Annotated in this window: 10 protein-coding genes, 1 other RNA gene and 3 pseudogenes; 6 read left to right on the forward strand and 8 right to left on the reverse strand. The window is 63.8% G+C overall.

Going from position 1 to position 14,177, the window contains the following annotated elements; genetic code table 11:
* Positions 1-372, reverse strand: a 372-nt coding sequence (locus tag XAXN_RS06705) for a transposase (RefSeq protein WP_134984845.1), incomplete at its 3' end; no start/stop codon positions are given.
* Between the two features lie 394 nt (positions 373-766).
* On the opposite strand from XAXN_RS06705, the gene XAXN_RS06715 reads away from it, so the two are divergent.
* The 6 genes and pseudogenes from XAXN_RS06715 to XAXN_RS06740 all read left to right on the forward strand — a co-directional run bounded on the left by XAXN_RS06715 (position 767) and on the right by XAXN_RS06740 (position 6,152).
* Positions 767-1,159: a PTS sugar transporter subunit IIA gene (locus XAXN_RS06715; RefSeq protein WP_054318976.1), complete on the forward strand. Its 393-nt coding sequence runs from the start codon at positions 767-769 to the stop codon at positions 1,157-1,159.
* Positions 1,152-1,421, forward strand: coding sequence for an HPr family phosphocarrier protein (locus XAXN_RS06720; protein ID WP_005913389.1), 270 nt, complete (start codon positions 1,152-1,154; stop codon positions 1,419-1,421). Before XAXN_RS06715 ends, XAXN_RS06720 begins: the two co-directional genes overlap by 8 nt.
* 58 nt (positions 1,422-1,479) lie before the next feature.
* Positions 1,480-3,213 carry a phosphoenolpyruvate--protein phosphotransferase gene (gene ptsP / locus XAXN_RS06725; protein WP_054318977.1) on the forward strand — a complete coding sequence of 578 codons (1,734 nt, stop codon included), beginning with the start codon at positions 1,480-1,482 and terminating at the stop codon, positions 3,211-3,213.
* Positions 3,186-3,531, forward strand: a pseudogene (locus tag XAXN_RS06730) (hypothetical protein). The gene ptsP and the pseudogene XAXN_RS06730 overlap by 28 nt, the downstream one beginning before the upstream one ends.
* 312 nt (positions 3,532-3,843) lie before the next feature.
* Positions 3,844-5,205, forward strand: a complete 1,362-nt coding sequence (gene mgtE, locus XAXN_RS06735; protein ID WP_003487859.1) for a magnesium transporter — start codon at positions 3,844-3,846, stop codon at positions 5,203-5,205.
* Positions 5,206-5,414: 209 nt separating this feature from the next.
* Positions 5,415-6,152, forward strand: coding sequence for a carboxylesterase family protein (locus XAXN_RS06740; protein WP_241148098.1), 738 nt, complete (start codon positions 5,415-5,417; stop codon positions 6,150-6,152).
* Positions 6,153-6,212: 60 nt separating this feature from the next.
* Here XAXN_RS06740 and cydB read toward each other — a convergent pair whose 3' ends face one another.
* The 7 genes and pseudogenes from cydB to XAXN_RS06770 all read right to left on the reverse strand — a co-directional run.
* Positions 6,213-7,229, reverse strand: coding sequence for a cytochrome d ubiquinol oxidase subunit II (cydB, locus tag XAXN_RS06745; RefSeq protein WP_054318980.1), 1,017 nt, complete (start codon positions 7,227-7,229; stop codon positions 6,213-6,215).
* Positions 7,229-8,626 (reverse strand): cytochrome ubiquinol oxidase subunit I, encoded by a 1,398-nt coding sequence (locus tag XAXN_RS06750; protein ID WP_054318981.1) that lies wholly within the window; start codon positions 8,624-8,626, stop codon positions 7,229-7,231. The genes cydB and XAXN_RS06750 overlap by 1 nt, the downstream gene beginning before the upstream one ends.
* 325 nt (positions 8,627-8,951) lie before the next feature.
* Positions 8,952-10,181 (reverse strand): annotated as a pseudogene (locus XAXN_RS06755) (dipeptidase).
* Positions 10,182-10,545: 364 nt separating this feature from the next.
* Positions 10,546-10,622, reverse strand: a non-coding RNA gene (locus XAXN_RS20795) — sX9 sRNA.
* Positions 10,623-10,908: 286 nt separating this feature from the next.
* Positions 10,909-12,297 (reverse strand): amino acid permease, encoded by a 1,389-nt coding sequence (locus tag XAXN_RS06760; protein ID WP_054318982.1) that lies wholly within the window; start codon positions 12,295-12,297, stop codon positions 10,909-10,911.
* Positions 12,298-12,708: 411 nt separating this feature from the next.
* Positions 12,709-13,763, reverse strand: a pseudogene (locus XAXN_RS06765) (pectate lyase family protein).
* 141 nt (positions 13,764-13,904) lie between these two features.
* A partial coding sequence (locus XAXN_RS06770) for a transposase (protein ID WP_054318983.1) occupies positions 13,905-14,177 on the reverse strand: 273 nt, incomplete at its 5' end.

The raw sequence follows: 14,177 nt of genomic DNA on the forward strand, positions 1-14,177 counted from the left end.
GCCCGCTTCCAGCATCCGTGCGGCAAGCCCATGGGTCTCCAGCAAGCGCCGAAAGTTGAGAATCGTGGTCTCGTCCGGAACATTGTCCAAGCCACCGAGCTGGGCAAACCGCCGCAGGGTTGGGATCTCGTGCAGCGCTTCTTCCATCGCTGGATCGCTCAACGCATACCACTGCTGCAACAGATGAATCCGCAACATCGTCGCCAGTGCGTACGGCTGCCGACCGGGCCGCCCCGACACTGGATAGTGCGGCGCGATCAGGGCAAGCAACTGCTGCCACGGAACGACCTGCTCCATCTCGGCCAGGAAGATCTCGCGACGGGTCTGTTTGCGCTTGCCCAGGTCCTCGGCGTCACCGAACGTCAGCTGCATGGATGAATCCTCACTCCGAAACGATAGTGTCGCGCTTTTTTGGCGCGTTGTTCAGAGGTTCCCTAACGCGACTGAAGCAGCGACATCCTGAAAGCCGCTTGCCGTTTTTTGTTCAACGCGCCGCGTAACGCTGCACGACGAATGCGGCGGCGGCGTGCCGGACTGCATGACTGCGCCGCACCGCACGTCGCCGCGCCAACAGCAGCGTTTGCTTGTGCGCTTGGCCACATTGCTGACGCTGCGCGTGTCACGGAGCAATGCCGCAGGCCGCGACGCGCTGGCGGTACCCGTGCAGCCGCGTCGCAGCAGCGCTCCTAAACGGCTATTCAGTTCGCAACGCATCTGTGCGGGCAGACGCTATCGCGCAGTCATGCTGACCTGTTAACGTTTCGGCATGGCCTGTGGCATTCTCCTCATTACTCATCCCGGTATCGGCGCAGCGTTGTTGAACGTGGCGAAGGGGCTGTTGCGGCAGTTGCCGTTGAAGACCGAAGCATTCGACGTGCCGTTCGATGCAGACCTGGACGCGTTGCTGCCCCAGGCGTCGTCGGCGATGCGCCGGGTCGACAGCGGCGACGGCGTGCTGGTCATGACCGACCTCTACGGCGCCAGCCCCAGCAATCTCGCCAACCGTCTGGCCAAGCTGGGCACACCGGTTCGCCGGGTGTCGGCACTTAGCCTGCCGATGCTGCTGCGCGTGATGAACTACCCCGAACAAGGACTGCAGGAGCTGCCCGCCACTGCGGCGGCCGGTACCCGCAACGGAGCGATCATCGACGATGCTTGAACGCGAACTCATAGTTTCAAACCGACTCGGACTGCATGCGCGGGCCACCGCCAAGCTGGTGCAGACGCTGTCGTCGTATCGCAGCAACGCCACCCTGGCGGCCAAGGGCCGCGAGGTGAATGCCAAGAGCATCATGGGCGTGATGTTGCTGGCCGCAGGCCAGGGCACCAGCGTGGTGGTGCGGCTGGATGGCGAAGACGAAGCCGAGGCCTTGCAGGCGCTAGTGGACCTGTTCGAGCGCCGTTTCGACGAGGACAGCTGAGCATGCGCGGCGTCGGTGCCGTTGCGACCGACACGGCGCCGCTGCGCCAGCGACGCGCATGAGCCTGCGCCTGCGCGGACATGGCGCTGCACGCGGCAATGCGCTTGGCCGCGCACGCGTGCGCCAGAGCCATACCCTGGAAGTGGCCGAACAACGCGTGCCCGCCAATCAGGTGGAAACGCAGCTGCAGCGCCTGCATGCAGCCATCGCGTCGGCTCGGGTCGAGATGCAGCAGCTGCGCGGCGACCGCCTGCACGGCGCACTGGCGCGCGAGGTCGGCGAATTTCTCGAGCTGCATGCATTGCTGCTCGACGACCCCGAGCTGCTGCAAGGCCTGGATGAGCTGATCCGCACCCACCGTTACAGCGCCGACTATGCCTTGCGCGTACAGCGCGACCGCCTGGCGGCGGTGTTCGACGGGATGGAGGATGCGTATCTCAAGAGCCGCATGGACGACCTGGATCACGTGATCGGCCGCATCCATGCGTTCTTGCACAAACGCGCACCCGACCTCAAGGGTGTGGCCGGCGAGATCCTGGTGTGCGACAACGTGGCACCTTCCGAGCTGGCGCAGCTGCAGGCACAAGGCGTGGTCGGCATCGTCACCACCGCCGGCAGCACGCTGTCGCACAGCGCGATCCTGGCGCGCAGCCTGCATCTGCCGTTGGTGGTGGGCGTCAGCGACGCGCTGCAGCGCATCGAAGATGGCGATGTGTTGATTGTCGATGCCGGCTCGGGCCAGGTGATCGTCGACCCCAAGCCCGAACATCTGCGCGACTACCGTGAGCGCCTGCGCGCGCTGGCCAAGGAACAACGCGAGCTGGGCCGGCTGCGCTCCAAGCCCACGCGCACGCGCGACAACGTCGATATCACCCTGCTGGCCAACGCCGAATCGCTGGAAGACGTGGCCAACGCGCATGCGCTCGGCGCCAGCGGCCTGGGCTTGTACCGCACCGAATTCCTGTTCCTGCAGCGCAACGAACTGCCGGACGAAGACGAACAGTTCCACACCTACCGCGACACCGTGCTGGGCATGAGCGGCCGCCCGGTCACCATCCGCACCCTGGACCTTGGCGCCGACAAGGCCGACCGCACCGGCCTGACCTTGAGCGATGAGGACAACCCGGCGCTGGGCCTGCGCGGGGTGCGCCTGTCGCTGGCGCGGCCGGCAGTGGCACAGGCGCAATTGCGCGCGATCCTGCGTGCGTCCGGCTACGGACTGGTGCGCATCCTGGTGCCGATGGTCAGCGGCCGCGAAGAAATCCTGCAGCTGCGCAAGCAGTTGAAGAAGCTCACCGCGCAGCTGCGCGAGGAAGGCCACGAGATCGCCGAGCACATTCCGTTGGGTGCGATGATCGAAGTGCCGGCCGCCGCATTGGCGCTGGACTGCTTCATCGACGATACCGATTTCCTGTCCATCGGCACCAACGACCTGGTGCAGTACCTGCTGGCGGTGGATCGCAACAACGAGGCGTTGGGCGAGCTGTATTCGCCCCTGCATCCGGCGGTACTGCGCTTGATCGCAAAGGTCATCGCCACCGGACGCACCTACGGCAAGCCGGTCGCGGTGTGCGGCGAAATCGCCGGCAATCCGCGCTTCGTGCCGATGCTGCTGGCGCTGGGGCTCACCGAGTTCAGCCTGCATCCGGCCACCCTGCTGGAAGTGCGCCGCGCGGTGCGCGACACCCATCTGGGCGAGTTGCGCGTGCACGGCGAAAAATTGCTGCGCGCCCGCGATCGCAAGGGCATCGAGAAGTGGCTGGCCTGCAATGCGCAGGCCGTGTTGCGTTAACGCCACAGGCGACTGTTAGGGCTCACAGGGGACTTCATGACAACTCAAAAATCACCATGGGACCAGTGGGCCGAGCTCAACGAGATCGATTACAAGCTCAAGCTCAAAAGCGACAATGAGGTGCCACCCGAGGATGGCTGGACCGACGATCAGCGCATCATGGCAACCGTCAACCAAGTCCATTTTCGCTCATACCGCATCGAGCGGCGGCAAGACATCCTCTTTACCCTATTGCGACAGCAACAGACTGCCCAAAGGGTTGACCGCGTGATGCTGATTACGGCTGTGATGCTGTTGCTATACGTGCTGCTGAGGTAAGCCCTAACAGTCCATTCAAGCCGGAACCGCTTTGCGTGTCGACGTAATTCAGGCAACTCCGCCCCCGCACACGCAGCGATACGGAGAGTTGGCCACGCGTAGCAGCTTGCGCACGCCTCACGTCGTTCGTCCGATGCGGCGGACTCCCGCGCAATAGACTCACCAATTCAAGGCGCATCCGGCATCACTTCGGCAATCCGCACGCGTCCGGCACGCGCCTGTATGTTTCGTCACCATGCGCAAGCGATAATGGCTTGCTGACCCAGCACCGCGTCTTCCACTGACGGCGCGTCCACTCTTCCGGGAAGCCGCATGGCCGAAGCCGTCCGCCACGACAAAACCGCGCGCCAGCTACGCCTGCTGTCCGACGCGCTGGATAGCGGACGCCTGGGGCCGGTACGCCGGTTGGTCAATACGCTGGCACCGGCGGAAATCGGCAACCTGCTCGAATCGTTGCCACCGGGCAAGCGCGAGGTGGTGTGGGGGCTGGTCGATCCGGAAGACGATGGCGAGGTGCTGCTGCACGTCGGCGACGAAGTGCGCGAAAGCCTGCTGGCCGACATGGACCCGGACGAGATCGTGGCTGCGGTCGAAGACCTGGACATCGACGATCTGGCCAACCTGGTCGAAGACCTGCCCGACACCGTCATCGATGAAGTGCTCAAGTCGATGGACCGCGAAAACCGCGAGCGGCTCGAGCAGGTGCTGTCGTATCCGGAAGACACCGCGGGGCGCCTGATGAACCCGGACGTGGTCACCGTGCGCGCCGACGTCAATGTGGACGTGGTGCTGCGCTATCTGCGCCTGCGCGGCGAACTGCCCGACCACACCGATCACCTGTACGTGGTGAGCCGGCGCCACCAATACCTGGGCCGCGTGCCGCTGGCGGCGCTGGTCACCCACGAAGACAGCACGCCGGTCAACCGGCTGATCGACGACGAGCAACCGGCCATCGATGTCGGCGATGGGTCCGACGAGGTGGCGCGGCGCTTCTCCGACCACGACTGGATCTCCGCGCCGGTGGTGGACGACAACAACATCCTGCTCGGCCGCATCACCATCGACGACGTGGTCGACATCATCCGCGAGCAGGCCGAGCACCAAGCCATGAGCGCGGCCGGTCTGGACGAAGACGAAGACATGTTCAGCCCGGCACGGCGCGCATTCCGGCGCCGCCTGATCTGGCTGAGCATCAATCTATGCACCGCATTTCTGGCGTCCAGCGTGGTCAGCAGGTTCGAAGGCACCATCGAAAAACTGGTGGCGCTTGCGGCGCTGATGCCGATCGTGGCCGGCATGGGCGGCAATGCAGGCACCCAGGTGCTGGCCCTGATGGTGCGCGGCCTGGCACTGGGCCAGATCGGCTCATCCAACGTGATGACCTTGCTCAAGAAAGAGCTCACTGTCGCACTGATCAACGGGCTGTGCCTGGGCATCGGGCTTGGCCTGATCGTGCTGGCCTGGTTCCGGCAACCGATGCTCTCGCTGGTGATCGGTACCGCATTGACGGTGAACATGCTCACGGCCGCCTTCGGCGGAGTGCTGGTGCCGGTGACGCTGAAACGGTTGGGCTTCGATCCGGCATTGGCCGGTGGCGTGATCCTGACCACCTTGACCGACGTAATGGGCTTTTTGAGCTTCCTGGGCCTAGCCACGTTGATCCTGCTGCCCTGACCTGCGGTGCCCGGCGTTGTAGTGAGCCCGGCAGCAGGCATGCGATGACGACAAGCAGATGAATATTCGACAGGAATTGCCTCGCCTCGACACGCCAGCGCACCGGCATGCGGTAATACTGCACCCATGTGATCGGTCGGGAGAGCTGCGTGATTCGTCGTTGTCTTGTTGTCATTGCCTTTGCGCTGCTGCTGGCCGGCTGTTCCAGCATGGCTGAGCGCTACCACGACCAACGCCGCGGCCACTTCGTCACCCGCACCCTGAAACTGGAAGGGCGCCTGTACCGCTATCAGGTGTTCGTGCCCGCGTCCAAGGTGCCGCAGCCGCGGCCCATCGTGCTGTTCCTGCATGGCTCGGGCGAGCGCGGCGATAACGGGCGCGACCAGGCCGAAGTCGGCGTGGGCCCTTACTTGAGCGAACACACCGCCGACTTCCCCGCACTTGTCGTCCTGCCGCAAGTGCCAGATGACGAAGAGTGGATGGGTGTCAACGCGCGCATGGCGATCGCGACGCTGGATGCGGCCAGCGCCGAGTTCGGTGCCGACCCGCAGCGCACCTACCTCACCGGCATTTCGATGGGCGGCTATGGCGCCTGGGAAATCGGGCTGATGCAGCCGCAGCGGTTTGCGGCCATCGTGCCGATCTGCGGCGCGCTCAAGGCACCGCGCGATGAGCGCCGCACCTTGTACGTGAGCCTGGTGGCGAAGGAAGCGGACCCGTACACCGCGGCAGTGACGCAACTCAAGCACGTGCCGATCTGGATGTTCCATGGCGCCAAGGACGATTCGGTGCCGCCGCACGACGACCGTGCGATCTACCGTGCCGCCAAGGGCGTCGGCGCCAATGTGCGTTACAGCGAATATCCGCAAGGCAACCACAATGCCTGGGACGCAACCTATGCGGACCCGGCGATGTGGGAATGGATGTTCAAGCAGCGCCTGCGCTGACGGTGTGCAGCGCCACGCGGGCACCGCGCTCGCGTGCCGGCATGGCTCGGCCAATGCGCATCAGGGGTGATAGCCGTTGTCAGCGGTGATCTTGCCGCGGAAGACGCGGTACGACCATACCGTGTAGCCCAGGATCAGTGGCAGCAACATGACCAGCCCCACCATCGCGAACAGCTGCGAAGACGGCGGCGCGGCGGCCTGCCAGATGGTGTAGACCGGCGGCACCAGATACGGCCACATGCCCAGCACCAAGCCCAAAAAGCCCAGCACGAACAGGCCCATCGCCAGCAGGAATGGCAGCGCATCCGAGCGCGCGGCCTCGCTCGCACGCCATAGCGCAACCCCCGCGATGGCGACCAGCAGCGGCACCGGCATCAGCCACAGATAGTGCGTGCCACTGAACCAACGCTCCATCACATGCGACTGCAGCGAAGGCAACCAGGCGCTGACCAGGCCGATGAAGATCAACACGCTGATGGTCAACGGTCGGCTCAACTGCCGCGCCAACTGCTGCACATGGCCTTCCGTCTTGAGAATCAGCCAGGTACTGCCGAGCAGCGCATAGCCGAACACCAAGGCGGCGCCGGTCAGCATCGCGAACGGGCTGAACCAGCCCCAGATGCCGCCAACATAGCGGTCGTTCTCGATCGGCAGACCCTGCACCAGCGCACCCAGGATCACGCCCTGCGCGAAGGTGGCCAGGATCGAACCGGCGGCAAACGCGTTACTCCACAAGCGCCGCGAGCGATGCGCCTTGAAGCGGAATTCGAACGCAACGCCGCGGAACACCAGCGCCATCACCATCAACAGCACCGGCAGATACAGCGCCGACAAGATCACCGCATACGCCTTGGGGAATGCGGCCAGCAGCCCTGCCCCGCCCAGCACCAACCAGGTTTCGTTGCCGTCCCAGATGGGCGCGGCGGTATTCATCATCAGATCCAGCTGCGCTTCGTCCTTGCGGAACGGCGCCAGGATGCCAATGCCGAGCACGAAGCCGTCCAGCACCACGTACATCAGCACCCCGAAACCGATCACCGCAAACCACGCTACCGGCAAGACGCTCGTCATCTCCATCATGCAGCTACGTCGATCGATTCGTCGGCCGCCGACAGCGGCCGTGCGGGCGTGTGTTCGCCATGGTCCAGCTGCGGCGCATCATGCGGTGTCGGTCCGATCTTGCCGATCTTGACCAGATACCAGATGCCCCAGCCGAACACGAACGCGTAGCCGGCGACATACACCGCCAGCGAGATGGCGGTCATCAGCGCAGACTGCGGGCCCACCGCACCGGCGGTGCGCAACAGGCCGTAGACCACATAGGGCTGACGGCCGATTTCGGTGACGAACCAGCCCGAAATCAGCGCGATGAAGCCGCTCGGCAACATCCAGCGCCACACCGCCAGCAACCAGCGCCACTGCACCAGCTTGCCGCGCCACAACGCAAACGCAGACACCCAGGCCACGAGCAGCATCAACGAGCCGATCCCCACCATGATGCGGAAGGCGAAGAACACCGGCGTCACCGGTGGGCGCTCGCTTGCCGGCACCGACGTCAGCGGCGCGATGCTGCCATCCGGGCGGTGGGTCAGAATCAGGCTGCCTAGGCGCGGAATCGCCATCTCATAGTCGTTACACTCGGCCTGCGCGTTGGGCAACGCAAACACCACCAGCGGGAACCCCTCGCCCGGCTTTTCGGCATGCCAGTGCGCTTCCATCGCAGCGATCTTCATCGGCTGATGCTTGAGCGTGTTCAAGCCGTGCATGTCGCCGACGACGATCTGCAGCGGTACGGCGATCGCGGCAAACACCACGGCCAGCTTGAGCATGCGCAGCCCTGCCTGGCGGTGCACGCCACGATGCAGATACCACGCGCCCACCGCCCCCACCACGAAGCAGGTGGTGATGAACGAGCCCAGCGCCATGTGCGCAAGCCGGTACGGGAACGAGGGGTTGAAGATGATCTTCAACCAGTCCATCGGATGCACCACGCCACCGATGACCTCATAGCCGGCCGGGGTCTGCAACCAGCTGTTGGACGACAGAATCCAGAACGTGGAAAACAACGTGCCCAGTGCCACCATGCAGGTGGCGAAGAAATGCAGGCGCTCGGAAATGCGCCCCCAGCCGAACATCATCACGCCCAGGAAACTGGCTTCCAGGAAGAACGCGGTGAGCACTTCATAGCTCAGCAATGGCCCGATCACGCCACCGGCCACGCGGCTCAACTCCGGCCAGTTCGCACCGAACTGGAAGGCCATCACGATGCCGCTGACCACGCCCATGCCGAAGGACACGGCAAAGATCTTCTGCCAGAAAAAATACAGCTCGCGCCAGACTGGCAGGCGGGTGCGCAGCCAGCGCCATTCCAGAAACGCCAGCAGACTGGAAAGCCCGATGGTGAATGCCGGAAACAATACGTGGAACGCGATGACGAACCCGAACTGGATCCGCGATAACAGCAGTGCGTCCATGGAGAACCCTCCAGGAAAAAGTGATCGTCGGCGTGCCGGTCGCAGGTCGATCGCCGGGATGCACTGCATCGGGCGATCGCGCGCACGCTGCTGCGCTACGTGATCATGATAGGGACGGTCGGGCCCGTTCCCGATGCGACACGACGTCGCATCTGCGACAAATTGCCGCCCTTGTAACATTGCGTCGCATCACACGCAGTGCAGTGCACTGAGGTGGCCCAATGGCGCGAACGCTGTCACTGCGACATGGCGGGCGCCGGTCATTGCATGCCGACAAGCGACGCAACCCGCCATGCCCGTGCCATCCAACCAGGTCGCCGAAACGCTATGGCCGCACCCGCTCCCAGATCCGCAGGAAGTTGCCGCTATACACATCGACGATGCGTTGCGTGGGCCAGCCGGCATCCATCATCGCCTGCGTGAGCTTGGGCAGATCCGTACCGCTGCGCATCCCGGTAGGCAAGCTGGAAATGCCGCCATCGAAATCGCTGCCGAAACTCAAGTGTTTCCACGGATCTTCGACGAGCTCCATGGCGGCAATCTATCGGGCGAACGCTTCGTAATAGCCAACGACAAAGGCAAGATCGGCATCCATATTCGGCGTGCCATCGGCCAGATAGGAATGTTGCAAGAAGTACGGCGCCAGGATGACGCTGATGCAGCCACCGGTCTGCACGATGGCACGGATCGCCGCGTCGTCGAGCGCCCGGTCCAGGTGACGCGACGGCCGCGTTTCCACACCCCGCGTGACACTGCCCGATGCGCCATGCGAGACGAAGGCCGGCACTTTGCGACGGATGCAGATGCTGCAGGCATCAAGGATCCCTTGGGTCGAGGTATGCGAAAGATCCACCAGAAGCCCGGCATCGATGCAGCGCTCCACCACCTGCCGGCCAAACTCTGAAAGCCCCGCGCCTTTCTTCTCGCGCCACGGATTGAGCGATGCATCGCCGGCCTGCGAGATGTCGGTATGGCTGAAATGGTTGAGCGTCAGGTAGGCGGCGCCGGCCTTGGCCGCACTGTCCAGCCGCGCCAGCCGCAGCGCCTGGCTACGGACCCCGCGTGGTCCAAGCATGTGCGTACCCTCCAACGACAGGATGGCGCAGCACAGACCCTATGCGCGAATCGCGCGTAGCTCGGCGGCGCTGCGTGCCAACCGCATCCGCCCGCCACTCGCCGCCACCATCTCCTGGACATAGCGCTGATGCTCCACCCAGTGTTTCCAAGGATCGAGAAAAGGCACGCCGACGAGGTTTTCCCAGAGTGCGTGGGCGCTGAAACAGGCACCGCCATAGCCACCGGCGAGAAAGTCCGGTCCGCTCACGTGGTACATCAGCGGTTGATTGCGACCTCTCGGCGAGGTCTTGGACATCAACCAGAGGATCGGAGAACGCCGATGCGCTTTCCAATCGCCCTTCCAGAAATCGAAGCCGCCCAGGCGCGACAGATACAGCGAATCCAGATGCGTATCGACCGGAAACGCCAACGCATGTAATGCTTCCAGCGTGAGCGGCGGGGCCACGTCAGCCACGTTGTCGGATGAAACTGCATGCATGGGCGAACCCCGGCAATGACGTCTGAAGAAGTCCCCAATAAACGCGCGTTTCCTGCGTCGAATATCCGGCCGATACTCGTCGAGCGCCCTGATGGGTCGAGCATGTGCGTTCAGATGAGAATAACCGAACTGAACCATCAGATCCCCAAGACGATTGCCCGGCCCGAGAGGAAAACGCAGGACTGCTGACGCATTTCTCGTTTCGCTGCGCAATGCAATCGGTGCGGCGGTTTTTTTCGTTGTTGGACCCGTGGTCATCTGACCAGGGGTCGACGAGTCCTGGACGCTTTAGGAGACGATGCGGCCGCGAATGCCGACGACGTCGCATGCCGCGACGAAGAGCCTGCCGATATCGGCTAAGAGCGGCTAACAAAACGTAGCGAGCAGTCGTCAGGAGGGTGTGGACGGCGCGCTCAGAACAGCAGTGTTCAAGTGGTACATGCCGATTCCGAGCACCGGCCGCGCACGTCCGGCTGCTGTGCAGTAGTTTTGTTAGCCGCTCTTAGTCCTGCGCGCGCACCCGCAGCGGCTCCTGGACAGGTGGACTAGTGTGCGTGCGCGATTGCGGACGCACTGCCGCGACGCCGTGATCCGTGGTCAGGCCGAAACCGGGACACATAACCTCGCCAGCAATGACGGGGGCAATTCCCGGTTGCCCACGCGTCTTAAGCGCTGCCCACTGCTTATAGCCGACAAGCACGCCCGCGCACTGACACGCTCTAATCCCTCACATCCGCGCACGCACGCGTCGCGCAACTTCGCTGACCGCTGCGATGACTGCGGTCAGCGCGACCATCGAGAGAAATTGCGCGCGCGTATCCGCCGAAGAGGCCAACAACACGAAGATCACGGCCAGGATGACCAGCGCCAGCACCGTCAAGAACGGATAGCCGCGCATACGGAACGGCAACGCAAGGCCGGCACGGTCCGCGCGGGCGCGCAAGATCAGCTGCGACACCAACGAGATGGTCCACACCAGCAGGCAGGTGGAGCCGACGATATTGAGCAGCATTGGCAACACCTTGTTCGGATACAACAGCTCCAGCGCGGCAGCGGCGAAACCGAACAACACGCTGGCGATCACCGCCACCAGCGGCACCTGCTCGCCACTGGTCCTGGCCAGCAGCCGCGGCGCTTCGCCGCGCTGGGCCAGCGAGAAGATCATCCGCGAGGCGCCGTACAGATTGGCGTTGAGCGCCGACAGCAGCGCCACCACCGCCACCAGGGTGATCGCCGTGGCAGCACCGGGAATGCGTGCCACGTCCAGCACGGCCGCGAACGGCGAGCTGAGCGCGGCGCTGGTCCACGGCACCACCGCCACGATCACGCTGATCGACCCGATATAGAACACCAGAATGCGCCAGGCCACGGTGCGGATGGTGCGCGCCAGGCTACGTCCCGGGTCGGCGGTTTCCGCTGCGGCCACCGCCACGATTTCGGTGCCGCCGAAGGCAAACACCACCACCAGCAACGCCGAGCCGACACCGGCCAGACCATTCGGCACGAAGCCGCCGTTCTGGGTGAAATTGGACAGCGCGGGCGACGCCACGCCGGGCAACCAGCCCGCCAGCAACGCCATGCCGATCAGCAGGAACACCACGATCGCCAGCACTTTCAGAATGGCGAACCAGAATTCGAACTCGCCGAAGTTGCGCACGCCGAGCAAATTGATCGCAGTGAACGTGGCCATGAACAACAACGCCAGCAACGGCACCGGCAACGCCGGCCAGACCGTGGCCAGCAGCCCGGCTGCACCTACCGCTTCGGCCGCGATCACCACCACGATCTGCAGCCACCACAGCCAGCCCACCGTCGCCCCAGCGGTCGGCCCCATCGCGTCGGCCGCGTAGACCGAAAACGCGCCGCTGGTCGGCTTGGCGGCCGCCATTTCGCCCAGCGCATTCATCACAATGATGACCAACGCCCCGGCAATCAGATACGAGATCAGCACCGCCGGCCCGGCCGCGTGAATGCCCACACCGGAACCAAGAAACAGCCCGGCGCCGATCGCCGTGCCCAGGCCCATCATCATCAATTGCCGCGGCTCCAGCGCATGGCGCAATGCAGGCGCGGCGGGCGCAGCGGTCTCAGCAACGGGATCGGTCGGAAGCGGCATGGACAGACTTGCATGGATGGAATCACGACACGATACCGCGTCGCGGCGCCTGCCGCGCCTCTTGACGCCAGCCCGGGGAAGGAGCGGCGACCTCGCGCGATCGCGTCCTTGCGCTTGGGTTTGCGGCAGACAACGCCAGGCAACCTGCCAGCGCACGCTGCCACCTGTCGGCCTTGCAGCGCGCGTATGACCTGTCGTCTTCAGGAAACGGGCAAAGCACATCCCCGGACAATCCGGTGACGCGCATTGATGCCGCCAAGCGCAACGGGAAATCATCTGCGCAGCCTCAAGATCGACGGCCGCCACTCGCACTCGGCGTGCCCCCCCAAAAACGCTGCGCTTACCGTGCGCCGTCCACGCCTACCTGACCAGTGATCGCTACAGCTTGTTCGCTGCTCCAGGCGCTACCGGTCACTCCGCCAGGTTCTTGCCCGCGCCCGCCGTGGCGATCACCTTGGCCTTCACCTGTGCGGCGGGGGTGACGGTATAGATGTAGCCCAGCGACTCCGGGAACACCTTGGAGCTCACCCAGTTGGTGGCATTGGCGTAGGGCTTGCTGCCGTCCGGCGTGCCCCAGGTGATGCCGCTGCCAACGTAGTTGTTGATCAGGTCCCAGTAGCCGATCTCGCTGCTGTCGCGCGAGTCACCGGGTTCTTGATGTTTTCGAAGTAGTTCGACTCGATCTTCGCCACCCCACCCATGCGCACATTGATGCCTGAGGTGAACACATTGCTGAAGTAGTTGTTGTAGATGTGGCTCAAGCCGCGGCGCTGCAATGGCAAGCGCGATTCCACGTTCTCGAAGCGGTTGTGGTGATATGTGGTGCGCGCAGCCGAGTTCTTGGTGTCGCTGTAGCCGTTGAGCGCGACCTTTTGATAGTTGTAGACATAGTTGCAGGACACGGTGACGTGGTGCACGCGCTTCTTCATGTCGATGCCGCCGTCGAAGGAGGCATCGCCTGCACCGGAGCACTTGGTGAGCGAGGCGAAGATGGTGTTGTGATCGATCCAGATCTTGGACGGCTCGCCGCTGGAGTTGCCTTCCAGCGAAATCGAATCGGCATCTTCGCCGCCTTGCAGCAAACCGATGGTCATGTTCTGGATGATCACGTTGTGCGTATTGCCCACCACACGCACTCCGAAGTTCGCCGACGAGCCATTGGCGCCCTTGATGGTGATATCGCTCTTGTTCTTGATCTGCACGGTTTTGGCCGGCAGCTTCCATTGCGCGCACACGTCCTTGATGGTGCCGAAGTCGAACTGGCCGGTGTCGTTGAGCACCAGCCCGCCGCTACCGGAATAGTTGTCGATGGCGGCCTGCACCGCTTCGAACGTCGCCACGTTGACTGGAGTCTTGGTGCCGCCGCCGGTGGTGGCCGCACCGTAGCCAACCGGGCCGGCAATCGCGCCCGCGGCGCAAGCGGACAGTGCAAGCGCGAGTGCGCCCTGGAGCGTCTTGATGATCATGCAGCCTCTCCCAAAGAAGTCGACAAGCAACGCAGGCCGTCTGCGCAGTGGCGACGACAACAGCAATGCGACGCGTGGGGGCTGCATTCTTCGCGCGATTTAACGCATAAAACAATTATCCATCATCGAAAATTAGAGCGGCTAACAAAACCCAGGAAGCATGCGTAAGCAGATGATGGAGCATGCGAGCGAGAGCAACGCCAAGTGGATATCGATGCGGCGTTCGAAGCGGATACGCAGCTTGCCCATGCCGGCAAACCAAGCGTGCGTGCGCTCGACGACCCAGCGGTGCTGGCCCAGTCGGTCGTTGCGTTCGATGCCCTTGCGTGCAATCCACGCAGTGATGCCGCGCTGCTTCAGGGCGTTGCGGCAACGGTCGATGTCGTCGGCCTTGTCGGCATGCAGTTTGCCTGG

This window comes from Xanthomonas axonopodis, from assembly GCF_001304695.1.
GTDB classification, from domain to species: Bacteria; Pseudomonadota; Gammaproteobacteria; order Xanthomonadales; family Xanthomonadaceae; genus Xanthomonas; species Xanthomonas axonopodis.

Excerpts from the sequence above, each read along its gene's own strand:
- XAXN_RS06715 (WP_054318976.1), top strand. The coding sequence starts at position 767 with ATGGCCTGTGGCATTCTCCTCATTACTCATCCCGGTATCGGCGCAGCG.
- XAXN_RS06720 (WP_005913389.1), top strand. The coding sequence starts at position 1,152 with ATGCTTGAACGCGAACTCATAGTTTCAAACCGACTCGGACTGCATGCG.
- ptsP (WP_054318977.1), top strand. The coding sequence starts at position 1,480 with ATGAGCCTGCGCCTGCGCGGACATGGCGCTGCACGCGGCAATGCGCTT.
- mgtE (WP_003487859.1), top strand. The coding sequence starts at position 3,844 with ATGGCCGAAGCCGTCCGCCACGACAAAACCGCGCGCCAGCTACGCCTG.
- XAXN_RS06740 (WP_241148098.1), top strand. The coding sequence starts at position 5,415 with ATGGCTGAGCGCTACCACGACCAACGCCGCGGCCACTTCGTCACCCGC.
- cydB (WP_054318980.1), bottom strand. The coding sequence starts at position 7,229 with ATGGAGATGACGAGCGTCTTGCCGGTAGCGTGGTTTGCGGTGATCGGT.
- XAXN_RS06750 (WP_054318981.1), bottom strand. The coding sequence starts at position 8,626 with ATGGACGCACTGCTGTTATCGCGGATCCAGTTCGGGTTCGTCATCGCG.
- XAXN_RS06760 (WP_054318982.1), bottom strand. The coding sequence starts at position 12,297 with ATGCCGCTTCCGACCGATCCCGTTGCTGAGACCGCTGCGCCCGCCGCG.